This window comes from Reyranella sp. (genome assembly GCF_050185545.1).
In the GTDB taxonomy this organism is placed as follows: domain Bacteria; phylum Pseudomonadota; class Alphaproteobacteria; order Reyranellales; family Reyranellaceae; genus Reyranella.
Map to the genome: position 1 here is coordinate 1 of NZ_JBFWZI010000017.1, position 15,511 is coordinate 15,511.

General features: G+C 66.9%; 19 protein-coding genes, 1 tRNA gene, 1 pseudogene and 1 riboswitch. Of the genes and pseudogenes, 13 read left to right on the forward strand and 8 right to left on the reverse strand.

The features are described from left to right. Nucleotides 1-148: 148 nt before the first annotated feature. Nucleotides 149-385, forward strand: coding sequence for a helix-turn-helix domain-containing protein (locus AB7O82_RS06890; protein WP_428541613.1), 237 nt, complete (start codon nucleotides 149-151; stop codon nucleotides 383-385). Between the two features lie 2 nt (nucleotides 386-387). Here the strand turns inward: AB7O82_RS06890 and AB7O82_RS06895 are convergent, their stop codons facing one another. Beyond that, on the reverse strand, nucleotides 388-603 hold the full coding sequence (locus tag AB7O82_RS06895; RefSeq protein ID WP_428541616.1) for a hypothetical protein: 216 nt from the start codon (nucleotides 601-603) through the stop codon (nucleotides 388-390). Between the two features lie 14 nt (nucleotides 604-617). Here AB7O82_RS06895 and AB7O82_RS06900 point away from each other — a divergent pair, with 14 nt between their 5' ends. The 5 genes from AB7O82_RS06900 to AB7O82_RS06920 all read left to right on the forward strand — a co-directional run bounded on the left by AB7O82_RS06900 (nucleotide 618) and on the right by AB7O82_RS06920 (nucleotide 5,364). After that, on the forward strand, nucleotides 618-2,132 hold the full coding sequence (locus tag AB7O82_RS06900; RefSeq protein ID WP_428541618.1) for a DEAD/DEAH box helicase: 1,515 nt from the start codon (nucleotides 618-620) through the stop codon (nucleotides 2,130-2,132). Continuing rightward, a complete protein-coding gene (locus tag AB7O82_RS06905) occupies nucleotides 2,129-3,076 on the forward strand; it encodes a toprim domain-containing protein (RefSeq protein ID WP_428541621.1) in 948 nt (315 codons plus the stop codon). Before AB7O82_RS06900 ends, AB7O82_RS06905 begins: the two co-directional genes overlap by 4 nt. Beyond that, nucleotides 3,073-3,708, forward strand: a complete 636-nt coding sequence (locus tag AB7O82_RS06910) for a hypothetical protein (protein ID WP_428541624.1) — start codon at nucleotides 3,073-3,075, stop codon at nucleotides 3,706-3,708. The genes AB7O82_RS06905 and AB7O82_RS06910 overlap by 4 nt, the downstream gene beginning before the upstream one ends. Before the next feature lie 123 nt (nucleotides 3,709-3,831). Further along, complete coding sequence (locus AB7O82_RS06915) at nucleotides 3,832-4,149, forward strand: helix-turn-helix domain-containing protein (RefSeq protein ID WP_428618969.1); 318 nt, start codon at nucleotides 3,832-3,834, stop codon at nucleotides 4,147-4,149. Between the two features lie 12 nt (nucleotides 4,150-4,161). After that, a complete protein-coding gene (locus AB7O82_RS06920; RefSeq protein WP_428541630.1) occupies nucleotides 4,162-5,364 on the forward strand; it encodes a tyrosine-type recombinase/integrase in 1,203 nt (400 codons plus the stop codon). Between the two features lie 401 nt (nucleotides 5,365-5,765). Here AB7O82_RS06920 and AB7O82_RS06925 read toward each other — a convergent pair whose 3' ends face one another. Then, nucleotides 5,766-6,068 (reverse strand): ETC complex I subunit, encoded by a 303-nt coding sequence (locus tag AB7O82_RS06925; protein ID WP_428541633.1) that lies wholly within the window; start codon nucleotides 6,066-6,068, stop codon nucleotides 5,766-5,768. Nucleotides 6,069-6,096: 28 nt separating this feature from the next. Continuing rightward, nucleotides 6,097-6,173, reverse strand: a tRNA-Pro gene (locus AB7O82_RS06930). An 80-nt stretch (nucleotides 6,174-6,253) separates the two neighbouring features. Here AB7O82_RS06930 and AB7O82_RS06935 point away from each other — a divergent pair. Next, nucleotides 6,254-6,661 carry a DUF2237 family protein gene (locus AB7O82_RS06935; RefSeq protein WP_428541636.1) on the forward strand — a complete coding sequence of 136 codons (408 nt, stop codon included), beginning with the start codon at nucleotides 6,254-6,256 and terminating at the stop codon, nucleotides 6,659-6,661. A gap of 151 nt (nucleotides 6,662-6,812) precedes the next feature. Here the strand turns inward: AB7O82_RS06935 and AB7O82_RS06940 are convergent, their stop codons facing one another. Next, nucleotides 6,813-7,316, reverse strand: coding sequence for a DUF192 domain-containing protein (locus tag AB7O82_RS06940; protein WP_428541639.1), 504 nt, complete (start codon nucleotides 7,314-7,316; stop codon nucleotides 6,813-6,815). Between the two features lie 80 nt (nucleotides 7,317-7,396). After that, nucleotides 7,397-7,502: riboswitch (TPP riboswitch) on the forward strand. Between AB7O82_RS06940 and AB7O82_RS06945 the strand changes: the two genes are divergently transcribed. From AB7O82_RS06945 to AB7O82_RS06955, 3 genes are all read left to right on the forward strand, one after another. Next, the gene (locus AB7O82_RS06945) at nucleotides 7,488-8,210 is read left to right on the forward strand and encodes an ABC transporter ATP-binding protein (RefSeq protein WP_428541642.1); all 723 of its coding nucleotides are present in this window, start codon (nucleotides 7,488-7,490) and stop codon (nucleotides 8,208-8,210) included. Its footprint overlaps the riboswitch before it by 15 nt. After that, nucleotides 8,207-8,944 carry an ABC transporter permease gene (locus AB7O82_RS06950; RefSeq protein ID WP_428541645.1) on the forward strand — a complete coding sequence of 246 codons (738 nt, stop codon included), beginning with the start codon at nucleotides 8,207-8,209 and terminating at the stop codon, nucleotides 8,942-8,944. The genes AB7O82_RS06945 and AB7O82_RS06950 overlap by 4 nt, the downstream gene beginning before the upstream one ends. 2 nt (nucleotides 8,945-8,946) lie before the next feature. After that, nucleotides 8,947-9,888, forward strand: a complete 942-nt coding sequence (locus tag AB7O82_RS06955; protein WP_428541648.1) for an ABC transporter substrate-binding protein — start codon at nucleotides 8,947-8,949, stop codon at nucleotides 9,886-9,888. 10 nt (nucleotides 9,889-9,898) lie between these two features. Here AB7O82_RS06955 and AB7O82_RS06960 read toward each other — a convergent pair whose 3' ends face one another. Further along, on the reverse strand, nucleotides 9,899-10,417 hold the full coding sequence (locus AB7O82_RS06960) for a cold-shock protein (RefSeq protein ID WP_428541651.1): 519 nt from the start codon (nucleotides 10,415-10,417) through the stop codon (nucleotides 9,899-9,901). A 119-nt stretch (nucleotides 10,418-10,536) separates the two neighbouring features. Between AB7O82_RS06960 and AB7O82_RS06965 the strand changes: the two genes are divergently transcribed. Beyond that, nucleotides 10,537-11,415 (forward strand): SDR family oxidoreductase, encoded by an 879-nt coding sequence (locus AB7O82_RS06965; RefSeq protein WP_428541654.1) that lies wholly within the window; start codon nucleotides 10,537-10,539, stop codon nucleotides 11,413-11,415. 165 nt (nucleotides 11,416-11,580) lie between these two features. Here the strand turns inward: AB7O82_RS06965 and AB7O82_RS06970 are convergent, their stop codons facing one another. The 3 genes and pseudogenes from AB7O82_RS06970 to AB7O82_RS06980 form a co-directional block, all read right to left on the reverse strand. Next, on the reverse strand, nucleotides 11,581-12,690 hold the full coding sequence (locus tag AB7O82_RS06970; RefSeq protein ID WP_428541657.1) for an aromatic ring-hydroxylating oxygenase subunit alpha: 1,110 nt from the start codon (nucleotides 12,688-12,690) through the stop codon (nucleotides 11,581-11,583). Nucleotides 12,691-12,820: 130 nt separating this feature from the next. After that, complete coding sequence (locus AB7O82_RS06975) at nucleotides 12,821-13,261, reverse strand: LysR substrate-binding domain-containing protein (RefSeq protein WP_428541735.1); 441 nt, start codon at nucleotides 13,259-13,261, stop codon at nucleotides 12,821-12,823. Then, nucleotides 13,198-13,788: pseudogene (locus AB7O82_RS06980) on the reverse strand (LysR family transcriptional regulator); the annotation flags it as partial. The gene AB7O82_RS06975 and the pseudogene AB7O82_RS06980, both read right to left, overlap by 64 nt. Before the next feature lie 118 nt (nucleotides 13,789-13,906). On the opposite strand from AB7O82_RS06980, the gene AB7O82_RS06985 reads away from it, so the two are divergent. Together AB7O82_RS06985 and AB7O82_RS06990 are read left to right on the forward strand one after the other, a co-directional pair. After that, nucleotides 13,907-14,683, forward strand: a complete 777-nt coding sequence (locus AB7O82_RS06985) for a crotonase/enoyl-CoA hydratase family protein (RefSeq protein WP_428541738.1) — start codon at nucleotides 13,907-13,909, stop codon at nucleotides 14,681-14,683. A gap of 180 nt (nucleotides 14,684-14,863) precedes the next feature. After that, complete coding sequence (locus AB7O82_RS06990) at nucleotides 14,864-15,481, forward strand: protease complex subunit PrcB family protein (RefSeq protein ID WP_428541660.1); 618 nt, start codon at nucleotides 14,864-14,866, stop codon at nucleotides 15,479-15,481. Nucleotides 15,482-15,511 lie beyond the last annotated feature (30 nt).

Genomic DNA, 15,511 nt, shown 5'->3' on the forward strand with positions numbered 1-15,511 from the left:
GCCTACTCGCCAATCGGCCAACGGAAGAACAGGCCAATAGGCCAATTGGCCAACGGTTGGCCTATCCGTCGCGCTTCCTTGGTGATCTTGTAGACAGTCTTAGTCCTGAGCGTATCTAGGGCGTCACCTTTCTCAACGAGGTGACGTCATGAGTATTCTGAGCACTGGGGCAAGCGACTGGGAAAAGCCGGGCAGTCGACCAACCACCGCCCGGTCCGCCTTCTCTGTTCAAGAGGTCGCGAAGCAACTCGGTGTCTGCCAGGCATCGGTTTATCGAGCTCTGAAGCGCGGGGAACTAGAGGCCGTCATGTTCGGCGGTCGCCGACTGATTCCCGCATGGAGCATAGAAAAGCTGCTCGGCCAAACCCGAGTAGTCACGCCATGACATCAAGTGATAACCGACGTCCGGGAGTGGCTTCCCGCAACGGCGGCGATTGCGGGAGCAGCGAGAACGGCGCGACCGTGGTCGCCTTCGAACGGAGTCGCAATCGGCCGCGCGCCGAGAACCACGTCCTTCTCGTGGTCAATAGCGTCGTTAACTTTAAGCAGGGTGCAACGGATACCCACCACCGTCTCGAAGCCGACGCCGGCGCAGACGCGCATGATTTGGCATCCCAATGATGTCGGCGCCCAAGCTTCGGGACTATCAGCAGGCCCTCGTCGACCGCATCGAAACGGCAATGGCGACCGGCCTGCGCCGGATCCTGGCGGCGCTGCCCACCGGCGGCGGCAAGACGGTCTGCGCCGTCGCCTTAGTGATCACCATGCTGGCGCGCGGTCTCAAGGTCCTCCTCATCGTCCACCGCCACGAGTTGGTGCTGCAGACCAGCTCCAAGCTCTACGCCTCCCGAATCGATCACGGCGTCATTGCGGCCGGTTTCAGCCCCAGGCCAGGAGCGCCGGTGCAGATCGCCATGGTCGGCACCCTGCACGCCCGCGCGGTCCGGACGTCGACCATGGGCCTGCCCGAGGCGGACCTGGTCATCGTTGATGAAGCACATCACGCCCGGGCCCGGACTTGGCAGCGCATCATCGACACCTACCCGAACGCCGCCGTTGTCGGCCTCACCGCCACCCCCGCCCGAGGCGACGGCCGTGGGCTGGGTGACGTGTTCGAGGTGCTGATTGAGGGCCCTTCGGTCGCCGAACTGATCACCGCCCGCCACTTGGTCGGCACCAAGGTGTATGCGCCGAGCTCGCCGGACCTCACGGGCGTGACCATCCGACACGGCGACTACGCCGAGGGAGAGTTAGCGCAGCGGGTCAACACGCCGAAGCTGGTCGGCGACATCGTGACGACCTGGCTCAAGTTGGCGGGGCGCCGGCCGACTGTGGTGTTCGCCACGAACGTCGCCCATGCGGTTCACCTTCGCGACGAGTTCTGCCGCGCCGGCATCACCGCCGAGGTGATCGACGGCACGACGCCGAATCCCGATCGAGAGCCGATCCTCGCAAGGTTGGCATCAGGTGCAACGGAAGTCGTGGTCAACTGCGCGGTGCTCACCGAGGGCTGGGACTCGCCGGTGGTCTCCTGCGTCGTGCTGGCCCGGCCTACCCAGTCGATGGTGCTGTATCGCCAGATCGTCGGCCGAGGGCTTCGGCCGGCGCCCGGCAAGAGCGACTGCCTAGTGCTGGACCACAGTGGCACGACGCTGCGGCTGGGTTTCATCGACGAGCATGTCGAATGGACGCTGGCCCCGGACAAGCCCGCGGCCCGCAAGTCGGACAGCGACGGCCTCGGCTCCTCAAGGAAGCTGACGACTTGCCCAGAATGCGACGCCGTACGCTGGTCGGGCCGACCCTGCAGCGCCTGCGGCTGGCGCCCGCGGCCCAAGCCGGCGGCGGTCGACGTCGTCGATGGCGAGCTCGGCCAAGTAGATCGTGACCGCACGGTCCGCATGCAGCAACCGACGGCATCGGACAAAAAGTGCTTCTACGCCGAATTGCTGTTCATCGCGAGCGAACGCGGCTACCAGCAAGGCTGGGCGGCACATAAGCACCGCGAGCGTTATGGTACCTGGCCCTCAAGCAGGTTCGTGGCGCCGATCGAGCCGCGGCCGGAGACCAGATCGTGGGTGCGCAGCCGGTTTATCGCCTACGCAAAGGCGCGAGCGAAGGCGGGCGCAGCATGAGCGCGGGGAGTTCTTCGATTGCCGGTGAACCGGCAACCACCAGCACCGTTGAGCGCGCCCGCGGCCGCTGGCGCGAGATCCTTCTGCAGCTCGGCGTCGAGGAGCGTTTCCTTACGAAGCGCCAGGGCCCGTGCCCGATGTGCGGCGGTAAGACCAGATTCAGATTCGACGACAAGAACGAGGGCTGGTTCTATTGCAACGCCTGCGGCCCTGGGCCCGGTATGGTGTTGCTGCGCAAGCTGCACGGCTGGGACTACGCCACCGCCTGCCGCGAGGTCGACCGAATAATCGGTAGCAACGTCCCGCCGGCGGTACGCGCAGAACGACGCCGGCCGGACGATGCCAAGCTGGCGGCGATCGAGCGGCTGCTCGCTGGCACCAGCGACGACAGCCTGGTCGACAGCTATCTCAGGTCGCGCGGCCTAGCGGTTTCCTCGCCCGTCCTGTTCGGCCGGCGGGCTTGCGCCTACGTCGACGGTGCCGACCTTGTCGGCCACTTCCCCGCGGTCATCGCGCCCATAATCGCGCCCGATGACACGCTGGTCAGTGCGCAGCGCATCTACATCGCCAACGTCGAGCCACGGAAGAAGCTGATGGAGGTGGTCGGCACCATCAACGGTGCCGCTGTCCGCCTGCACGACGTCGACGACGAGATGGGCGTCGCTGAGGGCGTCGAGACCAGCCTGGCGGCCTACCAACTGTTCGGCATCCCGACATGGGCGGCGCTCTCGGCCAACGGCGTGAAGGCCCTCGAGCCGCCCGCCGGGATTCGAAAGCTGCATGTCTTCGCGGATAACGACTCCAGCTTTACCGGCCAGGCAGCCGCCTTCGAGCTCGCCCGTCGGTTCGCGACCGGGCAACGCCGCCTCGAGGTCATCGTCAACGTGCCGCCCGACGCCGACACCGACTGGCTCGACGTGCTGAACGGGAGGGTGTTGGCATGAACAAGACCGACCCCTTCATCAAACTGCCGCTGGCTGTAGTCGACAGCGATGCTTGGCGCACGCTGAGCATCAACGCGCGGCGGTTCATCGACTTCCTGATGTCTGAGCACATCCGACACTACAGCAAGAAGAACGGCCAGCTGCTCGCGCCGCGGCGCCAGTTGGAACAGTTCGGAATAGGAGCTCGCCATGTCAGCGGCGCGATCGAGGAGGCAGTAGGGGTAGGTCTGGTCGATGTCAAACGCGGCGTGGGCAAGCGACCGAACCACTACGCGCTTAATTGGCTCGCCCTGCACGATGGAACCCAGCCCGAAGCTCGATGGCTCTCTATGGGGTCCGTAGCTACTTCCGAAGGGAAGTCACTACCAATGACTTCCCTTCGGAAGCATCAAGGGTATCCGAAGGGAAGTCACAAGAGCCGTAGCGACTTCCGAAGGGAAGTCACTAAGCCCGTAGTGACTTCCCTTCGTGCAGTATCCGCAGGGAAGCACCTCTATAGAGAAGACTCTTACCGCGGGGGCAACAGTACTGATCTATCAGGCGAAGGGCATGCCGCCGAGCATGTGAACGGCCAGGCCGATGGCGAGGTGGACCATGGCCAAGGCGATGGCGACCCAGAGGTGGCCTCATGATCGCGGTACGTACCACGGCCTCAACCACAATTGCTGCCGCGCTGGCCCACTTGACCTGCGGCTGGTTGGGTCGGTCATCCGGGCCGCAGTGGCCGGCGCTCTAGTTCCGGCGCATTAGCACCCATGGTCCGCGCTGCCCTCCCGCCCGAAGCCTACGACGATGGCATCACCGTCGCCGAGGCGGCGCGCGTGCTGGGCGTGGATGTGACCACGATTCGCCGGATGGTCGACGGCAAGGCGATCGAGGGCTGGCGCGTCGGCGCCGGTCCGTCGCCGCGATCGATCCGGGTGTCGCTGGCGTCGTGCCTCGACTACCGCGAAGCCAACAGCGCGGGCACCAACCCGAGGCGGGCGCCGCCGCCGAAGGACCGGCCGGCCCAGGCAAGGGCTAGCTTCCTCGAGGCCCAAGCCTACTTGCGATCTCGCGGGATGCGGGTTTAGGGTCCGGACACCATGGGGGTCAAACGTCGCCCCGACCGGGGAAATCACTGGTACTACGAGTTCGAGCTTGGCAAGACGCGCCGCCGCGGCGTCTGCCGAACGCCCGACGGCGACTATGCCAGGACCAGGGCGGAGGCGAACGATGCCGAGGCCGCCGTGCGGGCCGTCGTCCGCGCCGAGCAGCCGAGGCTGGGCTTGGCCTCTCACCGCGTCACGCTGCTCGAGGCGCTAGCGCTCCACATCAAGCACAACAGCGCCGACAGCACGGCGAGCCACCTAGCCAGCCTCGATCGCATCAGCGAGGAAATGCTCGGGTTCTTCGGCGTCGGCCGAGCGATCGCTGACATCACGGCGGACGACGTCGCGGCCTATCGCAACTTCCTCGTCAGCCAGAAGCGCCGGGTGTGGATCGGCGGTCAGCGCAAGATGGACCGCGACAACCCGCGGCTATGGAAGCAGACCGACAAGCCGCGGTCGAAGTCGGAGGTCAACCATTGCCTCGACGTGCTACGCGTCGCCCTGCGCCTGGCCGAGCGGACCAGCAACGGCCGCCTGCCGCCGGTGCCGGAGGTCGAGCCGGTATCCGATCCGAAGCGTGTGCCGTCGCCGATGCCGGTCGCCGAGCTCGAAGCGGGCCTGGCCGTCGCGGCGCCGTGGGTGGTCGAGGCCGCCCTGCTCGCCCGGTATTTCGGCTGTCGCCTGAGCGAGGCCCTGACCCTCACCCGGGGCCACCTCGACCACGAGCGGCACTGCTTCCGCCTTTCCGGCGCGGATACGAAGAGCGGCCGCGACGAATTTCTGTTCGGCGGCGAGACCGGCTGGGATCTCGCGCTCGAGCTTGCCGACCAAGCCCGTCGGCGCGGGCAGTCGCGGCTGGTCACCTGGCCCGGGCAGGAGTGGGCCCGCCGCGTGAGCGATGGCAACAAGCCGGCCGACGGGGATCCGGTCTGGCGGCCCTTGAACAGCATCGCCAAGGCCTGGAAGGCGACAGCCCGCCGGGCCGGCATCGAGCGGCCGCACCGCTTCCACGACCTGCGGGCGGCGTTCATCACCGACATCGCCCGGCGGTCTAGTTCGACGGTGACCAAGGGGCTGGCCCGGCACTCGTCCATGGACACGACCGAGCGCTACATCAGCGCCGCCATGGATGACCTCGCTGAGGCGGCAAAATTGGCCGACAGAGGGCGGCCAAAAATCAGCGCCCGGAGGGGTTGATAAAACCGGGAATCGCACAGGCGCGAAGCTGTGCCAATCCTGGCGCGGATTCTGGTGAGGACTTTGGGGTGGAGTCGTGGGGCTGGAGGGGGCGATTCCTGCACTTTGGCCTCGGCGGAAATGCCGGTTTTCCGCCGTTTCCCGCTCCGACCGTACTTTTAGAAGGCGGTTGCTCTGATCCCCTGAGCTACGGGCGCTTCGCAAAGCGTTGAGAGGCCACCGGCCGATCGAACTGAGCTTCGCAGACGCAGGGACCCGATTGCCTTTTCCACTTCATCGGTTGATCCTAACACGTTGCGACCACAGATGGACTGCGGAGCTGTATCCTGCCTGCCTGACGTGCGACGGCGCCAGTCGGCCACCCGGCGGTCCTCCGCCCTGCGCGGCGGCGCGGCGCTCGCTCAGTGCGTCCAGCGGCCGATCCGGTTGTAGGCGAAATTGTCGGCGTAGGCCTTGGGCCTGACGTGGCGAGGGTGCGGCAGCTCGACGGTGTATTTCCAGCCGTTCTTCTCGGCGTACGCGGTGGCTTCCTGCACCGTTGCGAAGCGCAGCTTGACCTGCTGCATGGTGTCGCGCGAGCTGGTCCAGCCCATCAGCGGGTCGATTTCCTTGGGTTTCGGCTCGCTCTCGAGCAGCCACTCCTTGGTGTTGCCCTGGCCGGACTGCATCGCCGTCTTGGCCGGCTTGTAGATACGAACCTGCATCAGCTTCCACACTCCGCGGGCGGGGTCCTGGTCGGGGCGGCCGGATTTGAACCGACGACCTTCTGCGCCCAAGGCAGACGCGCTACCAGACTGCGCTACGCCCCGCCGCAAGACTACTAGGCGCAGGACTTCTACCAGCGACCCGGCCGGCTCGAAAGCCCAATTTCCCGGTGGTAGAGTGCTTCATGTTCGATCAAACGCCCGACCAGGGCCGCCCCGGACGTGCACCCTCGATCAACGTGCTGGGCGGGCCCCTGCAGCCCTGCTCGCATGAGCCGATGACCGGCTTCTACCGCGACGGCTGCTGCAATACCGGCCGCGAGGATGTCGGCCTCCACACGGTCTGCGCGGTGATGACGGCCGAGTTCCTCGCCTTTTCCAGGGCCGCCGGCAACGATCTCAGCACGCCTCTGCCGCAATACGGCTTCGCCGGCCTGAAGCCCGGCGACCGCTGGTGCCTGTGCGCCAGCCGCTGGAAGGAAGCACTCGATGCCGGGGCCGCGCCACAGGTCGTGCTTGAGGCCACGCACGCCGTGACCCTGCATGTCGTGCCGCTGGAAGAGCTGAAGAAGCACGCCGTCAGGCTTCAGTGAATCGGTTCACTTATCCACAGGAACAAAATCCGGGGCGCTGCGTTTGTTCTGTGATCTCGCCCAGCCCACAGCATTCTCCCGGCGAGGTCTACCCAAGCCCAGGCCCGTGGTCCCCCCGACCACGGGCCGTTTTGGTCGGCGCGCGTCGGCGCTAACCGTTGCCGAAGATCGGGTGCTTTACCTTGTCGCCGGGCTTGATGCCAAGCAGCTTGGCGCTGCCTCCGTTGATCTCGAGCACGCCGCGCACCGGGTATTCGCTGGAGATGCTGTCGGTCGACAGCGGCACGGCGTTGGCGTGCACGTGGCGGATCGTGCCATCGGCAGCGATGAACACCATGTCGAGCGGGATCAGAGTGTTCTTCATCCAGAAGCTCACCGGAGCTTCCTGGTGGAAGTCGAACAGCATGCCGTCATAGGGGCCGAGTTTCTCACGGAACATCAGGCCGCGCGCGCGCTCAGTCTCGGTCAGCGCCAGCTCGACAGCGAATTTGATCTCGCGCCCGCCGGTAAGGATGACGAGGGAGGATTTCTGGAACTTGATGTCGCCCTGTGCCCGGGCGGCACTCGTGCCGACCAGGAATGGAGCGGCACCCAGGAACGGGGCGACGAGAACGAGACGACGGCCAAGCCGCGCCCTGGAACGAACGAATGCCATGGCCATCCCGTAAAGCGTGGCGGTCCAATTCGTCAATCTCAAGACACTTGCATGACAGTCCATCCCTTTTCATAGTGCCGGCAATCATCGGGGGGAGCCGTTTCCGACGGCTGAGAGGTCCACGAGGACGACCCCGGCAACCTGATCCGGTTAGTACCGGCGTAGGGACTGGTGAGCTTGGACACGGCTGCACTTCCTCTCCTGGTCCGCGGTGCGCGCATCGCCTTCGGCGAGCGCGTCGTGGCCAACGACCTGACGCTCGACTTCGCGGCCGGCCAGACCACCTGCCTGCTCGGCCGCAGCGGCGTCGGCAAGACCTCCCTGCTGCGCTGGCTTGCCGGTCTGCTGCCGGGGACGCAGCCGTCGCGCGACGTCGCCTACATGGCCCAGTCCGACCTGCTGCTGCCCTGGCTCCCGCTGATCGACAATGTCCTGCTGGGCTATCGCCTGCGCGGCGATGCGACGGCCTTGCGGGCCGCCCGGCCGCGCGCGCTCGACCTGCTGGAGCAGGTCGGGTTGGGCGCCCGGCTGGCCGATCTGCCACAGTCCCTGTCCGGCGGCATGCGCCAGCGTGCCGCCCTCGCCCGCACGCTGTGCGAGGATCGGGCAATCGTTTTGATGGACGAGCCGTTCGCCCATCTCGACGCGGTGACCCGGCTCGAGTTGCAGGATCTCGCCGCTCGCCTGCTCGCCGGCCGGACCGTCGTGCTGGTCACCCACGATCCCCTGGAGGCGCTGCGCCTCGGCCACCAGGTGCGCGTGCTCTCTGGACAGCCGGTGCGCGCCGGTTCTCCGATCGCGCCGGGCGGCCCCGTGCCGCGCGATCCGGCCGCGCCTGACCTGCTCGCCCTCCAGGCCGATCTCCTGGCCGAGTTGCGGGAGCACGCCCGGTGAGGCCGCTGATCACCGCGGCGGGCCTGTTGCTGGTCTGGGAACTGCTGGTCCGGCTGACCGGCCTCCCCGTCTACATCCTGCCTCCCCCGTCGAGCGTCGCGGTGGTGATGGTCGAGCGATTCGGGCTTCTGCTCGGCGAAGCCGCGTGGACGGCGAGCGAGATGTTGCTGGGTCTCCTGCTCGGCCTCCTGCTGGGCGCGTCCCTCGCCATTGCCCTCGCGGCGTCGGCTGCCTGGCGACGCTGGGCCTTGCCGGTGGTCATCGTCTCGCAAGCCATCCCGGTGATCGCCGTCGCGCCGCTGCTGGTCGTCTGGCTGGGCTACGGCATGGCCTCCAAGGTGGCGATGGCTGCCCTGGTGATCTTCTTCCCGGTGGCCAGCGCGCTCTACGACGGGCTGAGGCGCACCGATCCGGGGTGGGTCGATCTCGCCCGCACCATGGACGCGGCCCCGCGCGCCATCCTGCTGCAGATCCGGCTGCCCGCTGCCCTGCCGGCCTTCGCCTCCGGCGCGCGCATCGCCGCGGCGGTGGCGCCGATCGGCGCGGTGATCGGCGAATGGGTCGGCGCCAGCGCCGGGCTCGGCTACCTGATGACCCAATCGCTGGCGCGCGGCCAGACACCGCTCGCCTTCGCCGCCCTCGTGCTGCTCTGCCTGCTCGGCCTCGCCCTCTACTACGCGACCGACTGGGCGGGCCGCCGCCTCGTGCCCTGGCAACCGTCCCAAGGAGACTGACGATGAAGACACTGATCCGGCTGATCGCCGTGCTCGCGCTGGCGACGATCGCCTTGCCCGCGGCGGCCCAGGACAAGGTGCGGCTGCTGCTCGACTGGTTCGTCAACCCGGATCACGCCGCGCTGGTGATCGCCAAGCAGCGCGGCCTGTTCACCAAGCACGGGCTCGACGTCGAGCTGATCGCGCCGGCCGACCCCAACGCGCCGCCCAAGCTCGTCGCCGCCGGGCAGGCGGAATATGCCGTGTCCTACCAGCCGACCCTGCAGATGCTGGTCGCCGAGGGTCTGCCGCTGGTCCGCGTCGGCGTGCTGGTTGCCCAGCCGCTCAATTCGCTCGTCGCGCTCGAGGACGGACCGGTGAAAACCATCGCCGATTTCAAGGGCCGCAAAATCGGGTACTCGATCTCGGGTTTCGAGGAGGCCTTGCTGGGCGCGATCCTGGAGAAAGCCGGCCTGACCCTGAAGGACGTGACGCTGGTGAACGTGAACTTCGCGCTGACCACGGCGTTGATGAGCAAGCAGGTCGACGGCGTGATCGGCGCGTTCCGCAATTTCGAGCTGAACGACCTCGACCTGCACAAGGCCAAAGGTCGGCTGTGGACCGTCGAGACCAGCGGCGTGCCGACCTACGACGAGCTGATCCTGGTCGCCAAGCGCGAGACCCTCGATGTAGCGCGCACGCGCAAGCTCCTCGCCGCCATCGCCGAAGCGACAGCCTGGTTGCGCGCCAACCCGACAGAAGCGTGGGAGGTTTTCGCCAAATCGGGCAAGGAGCAGGACAACGCCCTGAACAAGCTCGCCTGGAAGGATACGCTGCCGCTCCTCGCCGGCGATCCAACCGCGCTCGATCGAGCGCGTTACGAGGCATTCGCCAACTTCCTGGTGAAGCGCGGCCTGATCAAGCAGGTACCGCCAATCGACAGCTACCTGCGCGACATCAAGTGATCCGGCCGGCTCAGGCCGGACGGATCTCGACGACCTGCAGGCCTTTCTGGCCTTCGGCGATGCGGATCATCACCTTCTGGCCGGGCGCCAGCGATTCCATGCCGTGGCGGCGCAGCACCGCAGCGTGGATGAAGATATCGCCCTCGACCGCCTCGCGCGTGACGAAGCCGTAGCCGCGCTCGTTGTTGTACCATTTCACCAGCGCGGCGATGTGCTCGCCGACGGCGACACCTTCGGGCACGGGCGGTGGTCGCGGTGCCGTGACGGTCGCCGTCGAGGAATCGACGTCGAGCACCTTCATCACCTGCCAGCCCTTGGGGCCGCGGACGCCGGAACACACCACCGTTGCTCCGGGCTTGAGATCCTCGTGCCCGGACTGGCGAAGTGTCGTTACATGCAGGAATGCGTCGCTGTTATCACTCTCGAGGGCCAGGAAACCGTAACCCTTGACAGCATTGAACCACTTGACCTTACCACGCAGCTCAATCGTACCGACGTCCCCGCTTGGTTCTCCCTGTAGGGTCGTCATTTTAACGATCCCGTGTTGTTATATGGAAATCCTAAGCACCCCGGCCAAGCTATGCAACACCTTGTGACGAGGAATGCGAGAATAGACGGCTTACAGATTGCAATCAGGGGATCGATTGGATGTTCCGGAACGACCTGTTCAAGGGAAAGCGCTTCCTCGTCACCGGCGGGGGTACCGGTCTCGGTCGAATCATGGTCGAGAAATTCGTCGCGCTCGGCGCCGACTGCGTGATCTGCGGCCGCCGCGGCGGCGTGCTCGAGGAGACCGCGCGGCAGATCATGGCCAGGCATCCCGAGCGCCGGGTCGATACTCACACCGTGGACATCCGGGTTGCGACAGCCGTCGAGGAGATGATCGAGCGCATCTGGGCTGCGGGGCCCCTGGACGGGCTCGTAAACAACGCCGCCGGCAATTTCATCTCCCAGACCAAGGACCTCAGCCCGCGCGCCTTCGATGCGATCGCCAACATCGTGCTGCATGGCACGTTCTACACCACCAACGCCTGCGGCAAGCGCTGGATCGCCGACAAGCGCAAGGCGAGCGTGCTCAGCATCCTGACGACCTGGGTGTGGACCGGCAGCCCGTTCGTCGTGCCCTCGGCGATGTCCAAGGCCGGCGTCGCCGTGATGACCCAGAGCCTCGCCGTCGAATGGGCGCGCCACGGCATCCGCCTCAATGCCATTGCCCCCGGCCCCTTCCCGACCGAAGGCGCCTGGGCGCGCCTCAATCCGATGCAGGAGGGCGACGACAACCGCTACAACACGCGCAACCCGATGGGCCGCGTCGGCCGACCCAGCGAGCTCGCCAACATGGCGGCCTTCCTGATGAGCGAGGAGGTCGAGTACATCAACGGCGAGGTCATCGCCATCGACGGCGCCATGGGCATCATGGGCAACGGCACGTTCTCCAACATGATGGCCTACACCGAAGACGATTGGCGGCGCATCCGCGAACAGATCCAGACGACGAACGCCGCCGACAGGGCGAAGCGGGGCTGACACTTGCTCGCCTCCCCCGTCATCGGGGGAGGTGCCCCGTCATACGGGGCGGAGGCCTCAATCGAGATTCATGAGATCCCGACGTCGGAACTTCATCAATCTCGACTGAGGCCTTCCCCCTCCGGCCCTTGTGCCACCTCCCCCGATTACGGGGGAGGGATGGAATTAGTGCGAAAGCGCCGCGGTCAGCGTGCGGTGGAAATGGACGATCGCACTCTCGAATTTGCCGAACGTGAAGACCTCGTTGGCGCCGCTGCCGAGGCCGCGCTGGATGGCCTGGACCACGGCGCGGTCCTCGGCGGCACCGGTGTTGCCGACGAACTCGGCGTCACGCCTGGCTTCGGCGAGCGCACCCAGGTCGTCGCCGCCGCTGTTGGTCAGCGTGTAGGTGATCTGCCGCGTGCGATCGACGGCGAGCGGCTCGAGGATCACGACGTTGGTATGGCGCGACAGCACGGTGATGAGGACGTTGGGGAACAGGTGATAGACGTAGGTCAGCAGCCCCTCGACGCGACGCTCGGCGGGCGGCACCTTGGCCAGCTTCTTGATCCGCTGGAAGGGATAGGTGACGCGACTGTTGCGGCCGAACAGATCGATAACGTTCAGGTTGTCGAAGCCGTAGGGCAGGAAACTTTCGGGGTGAGTCGACTTGATGTGATAGCCCTCGATGAAGCCCTCGAGCAGGATCTTCCAGTTGACCTCGAACTCGCGCTCGGCCGAGGCGAACAGGCGCTGGTCGGGCGAGATCAGCTTGGCGAGGCCACCCAGCGAATCGTCGCCCAGCACTGGCTCGTCCTGGGTGACGAACACGAGTCCGAACCGTTCGCTCGCCGTCACCGCCACGAGCGGATGGGCCTCCTTGGCGAACCCGGGAAACCCGTCCTCGTGCGGAATATGCCGCAAGCGGCCCTCGAGATTGTAGGTCCAACCGTGATAGCGGCAGACGAAGGCGCGGGCACAGCCGCTGCCTGACGCCACCTGCATGCCGCGATGGCGGCAGGCGTTGCGGAACGCCCGCACCGTGCCGTCGACGCCACGTACAGCGACGATCGGCGTGCCGGCGGAGTCGCGGGCGACGTAGGAGCCGACTTCCGGCAAGGCCGCCGACGGGCAGAACGGCGTCGGCGAGTGGCGCAGCACGCGCTCGATCTCGGCGGCGAGGCGCTGCGGCGAGCGGTAGTTGGCGACCGGCTCGCGCCAGACCTCGTCGCCGAGGTCGGTGGTGCCGTTGGCAATGTGGTCGAGCACGCGCTGCGCAACCGATTGGTCATCCATGGCAGGGTTCATATCCGTCCCATCCTGTTGGCTCGGTCCACGATACGGCAGGTCCGGCCAACGACAATTGAAAGCGGTCGGCGCTCGAATGAGCGTCGTTCACGTCTTGCAGCGCGCGAATGAGTGCCGTTCATGTCTTCCCACCGACCTCGCCGAGCAGCCAGCGGCTGAACGCCCGCAGGGCCGGGCTGCTACGCTCCTGGGAGCGGTGGACCAGCCAGTATCCGCCCGTCGGGTGACTTGACGCGATCGGCCGGCAGAGCCGCCCCGCCTGCTCTTGCGCGGCGAAGAGCGGCGCCAGGCCGAGCGCGACGCCGGCGCCGCTCTCGCCCAGCTGGAGGGCGTCCTGGTCCTCGAAGCTGTCCACCCGCACCACCCGGGCGGCCTTGAGCGAGGCCGCCCCGGCCTGACGCAGCCACAGCGGCCAAGCGAGCGAAAGCCGACGACATGGATCATCGGTGCCATGGCGACGTCCGCTGCGCGCCGGATGTTCAGTCGCTCCACCAGGGCCGGCGTCGCGACCGGGGTGGCGTGCAGGTCCATCAGGTGATGGACGACCAATCCTGGCCAGTTCCCGTCACCGACGCGCACCGCTGCGTTGAACGGCTCGTTCTCGAGGTCGAGCAGCTTGTTGGAGTTCTCGATAACCAGCTCGATGTCGGGACGGCGCGCCATGAAGTCGGCGATATGGGGGATCAGCCAGGCCGTAGCGAAATGCGGCGATACCGAGAGGCGCAGCCGCCGACCCGATACCCCGTCGGTGCACGGCATGGTGGCGCGCACGAGCTCGCCGAACGCCCGGCCCGTCGCCGCCGCCAGCGCCCGGCCGCTCTCGGTCACCTGCATCGACCGATGGGCGCGCGTGAACAGCGACCCGCCCATCGTCCGCTCGAGATTGCGATTGCGATGGCTGATGGCCGACGGCGTGATGTGCAGGGCGTCGGGCGCCTCCTTGAAGCTACCGAGCCGGACGGCGGCGTCGAACGCCTGGAGCGACAGCAGCAGGGCTGGCTTGAGACTGGTTGCCGCCGCAGAGGGTGCGCTTCCCTGAGCAGCCGGGGGGTCGAGACGGCGGCAGACTTCGCGGCCATGCCCTATTGTGCCGCCGCCCTATTCACCTGTCACGCCGCCGCCCTGCTCGCCGGTGAAGCGCGGTCAATCGTGGCTGTCCTCAATTCATTTGTCAGGTTGCGCGACCGGCCCGATCATCAAGAGCATGATTGATTCACCGACTGTCCACACAGAAACCGATGGCCCAGTCTCGATCATCATGATCGACCGTCCGGCCAGCCGTAACGCCATCGACGCGCCGACCGCGCTGGCCTTGGCCACGGCGTTTCGCCGCTTCGACGTGGACGCTACGCAGCACGTCGCCATCCTGACCGGCGCCGCCGGTCACTTCTGTGCCGGCTACGATCTCAAACAGACGGCGAGCGGCTACCGCGGCCACCGCGCTGAGACCGGCGACGGGCCGATGGGCCCGACCCGCCTCGATCTCGCCAAGCCGGTCATTGCTGCGATCGAGGGAGCGGCCGTCGCCGGTGGGCTCGAGCTCGCCCTGTGGTGCGACCTGCGGGTTGCCGCCCGCAACGCGGTGTTCGGCGTCTACTGCCGGCGCTTCGGCGTGCCTCTCATGGACCTCGGAACCGTCCGCCTGCCGCGTCTGATCGGGCACAGCCGGGCGATGGAAATGATCCTGACCGGACGAGCGGTGTCGGGCGAGGAGGCCGAGCGCATCGGGCTTGCCAATCGGCTGGCCGCCCCCGGGCAGGCGTTGGTGACCGCCCGGCAGCTCGCCCATGAACTCGCACGGCTGCCGCAAGCTGCCCTGCGCAGCGACCGGCGATCGGCCATCGAGCAATGGTCCCTCGACTGGGAACAGGCAACACTCAACGAATACCGGCATGGCATCGCCACGGTGGCGACAGGCGAGACCGAAGCCGGCGCACGGCGCTTTGCAGCCGGCCAGGGGAGGCACGGCAACGCGATTTGAATGCCGCTGTGTTGCACGAATGCAACATGAGGGCATGATTGATGCCCGTCTTGCGACAGCCCTACCTCTACCGGCCTCAATTGAGCCAAAGTGTGATGGTCACTTCAGACCCACAACACTTTGAGTCCAGGTCCCAGAGAATAGGTCGTGTGGTCAGGCACTGAGGCAGCATCCCGGACAATGCGGAACTTGCCGCGGCGGCACTTCCTGTCGCTCTGCCTGATCGCGCCGGCAGCCCTGGTGGCCACCGGCGACGAGGCCATGGCGCAATCCGTCGAGTCGCGCCACTGGCAGGGCGCCATGGCCGCCACGCGCCAGCCGGAGCACGTCGTTGCGGCCACGCAATCGGAATGGCGCAGCCTGTGGAGCCGCGTCGGCGTCGCCCCGCCGGAAAATTTCGAGCAGGGTCGCCAGCACGCTGTCGGCATCTTTCTCGGGCGTCGCGCCAGCGAGGGCTACTCGATCAACATCATCTCGGCGAGCCGTCGACGCGACCGCATTGTCGTGGTGTTCGAGGAGCGCATGCCGGCCGACATCATGACGGCCCAGCGCACCAATCCGACGACGCGCCCGGTCTCCAACGTCCCTGGCCTTGCCGGCCCCGGCTTCGGTGGCCCAGGCTCCGGATTCGGCGGACCTGCCGCCGGCTTCGCCGCGCCGGGTGCCGCCGCCACGGCGCCGCCTCCCCCGCCGGGCGCCAGCGTCCGTCCGCCCACCCAGCCGACATCCCCCTGGGCGATCGTGCTGATCAATCGCGTCGACCTGCCGGTCTCCGTCGAGCAGCGCCTGTTCCGCTGACGGCCTTCTGATTCGCCTCCCCCGTAATCG

Bases quoted from the DNA above. Each gene is read 5' to 3' on its own strand.
- AB7O82_RS06890 (WP_428541613.1), top strand. From the start codon at position 149: ATGAGTATTCTGAGCACTGGGGCAAGCGACTGGGAAAAGCCGGGCAGT.
- AB7O82_RS06895 (WP_428541616.1), bottom strand. From the start codon at position 603: ATGCGCGTCTGCGCCGGCGTCGGCTTCGAGACGGTGGTGGGTATCCGT.
- AB7O82_RS06900 (WP_428541618.1), top strand. From the start codon at position 618: ATGATGTCGGCGCCCAAGCTTCGGGACTATCAGCAGGCCCTCGTCGAC.
- AB7O82_RS06905 (WP_428541621.1), top strand. From the start codon at position 2,129: ATGAGCGCGGGGAGTTCTTCGATTGCCGGTGAACCGGCAACCACCAGC.
- AB7O82_RS06910 (WP_428541624.1), top strand. From the start codon at position 3,073: ATGAACAAGACCGACCCCTTCATCAAACTGCCGCTGGCTGTAGTCGAC.
- AB7O82_RS06915 (WP_428618969.1), top strand. From the start codon at position 3,832: ATGGTCCGCGCTGCCCTCCCGCCCGAAGCCTACGACGATGGCATCACC.
- AB7O82_RS06920 (WP_428541630.1), top strand. From the start codon at position 4,162: ATGGGGGTCAAACGTCGCCCCGACCGGGGAAATCACTGGTACTACGAG.
- AB7O82_RS06925 (WP_428541633.1), bottom strand. From the start codon at position 6,068: ATGCAGGTTCGTATCTACAAGCCGGCCAAGACGGCGATGCAGTCCGGC.
- AB7O82_RS06935 (WP_428541636.1), top strand. From the start codon at position 6,254: ATGTTCGATCAAACGCCCGACCAGGGCCGCCCCGGACGTGCACCCTCG.
- AB7O82_RS06940 (WP_428541639.1), bottom strand. From the start codon at position 7,316: ATGGCATTCGTTCGTTCCAGGGCGCGGCTTGGCCGTCGTCTCGTTCTC.
- AB7O82_RS06955 (WP_428541648.1), top strand. From the start codon at position 8,947: ATGAAGACACTGATCCGGCTGATCGCCGTGCTCGCGCTGGCGACGATC.
- AB7O82_RS06960 (WP_428541651.1), bottom strand. From the start codon at position 10,417: ATGACGACCCTACAGGGAGAACCAAGCGGGGACGTCGGTACGATTGAG.
- AB7O82_RS06965 (WP_428541654.1), top strand. From the start codon at position 10,537: ATGTTCCGGAACGACCTGTTCAAGGGAAAGCGCTTCCTCGTCACCGGC.
- AB7O82_RS06970 (WP_428541657.1), bottom strand. From the start codon at position 12,690: ATGGATGACCAATCGGTTGCGCAGCGCGTGCTCGACCACATTGCCAAC.
- AB7O82_RS06985 (WP_428541738.1), top strand. From the start codon at position 13,907: ATGATTGATTCACCGACTGTCCACACAGAAACCGATGGCCCAGTCTCG.
- AB7O82_RS06990 (WP_428541660.1), top strand. From the start codon at position 14,864: ATGCGGAACTTGCCGCGGCGGCACTTCCTGTCGCTCTGCCTGATCGCG.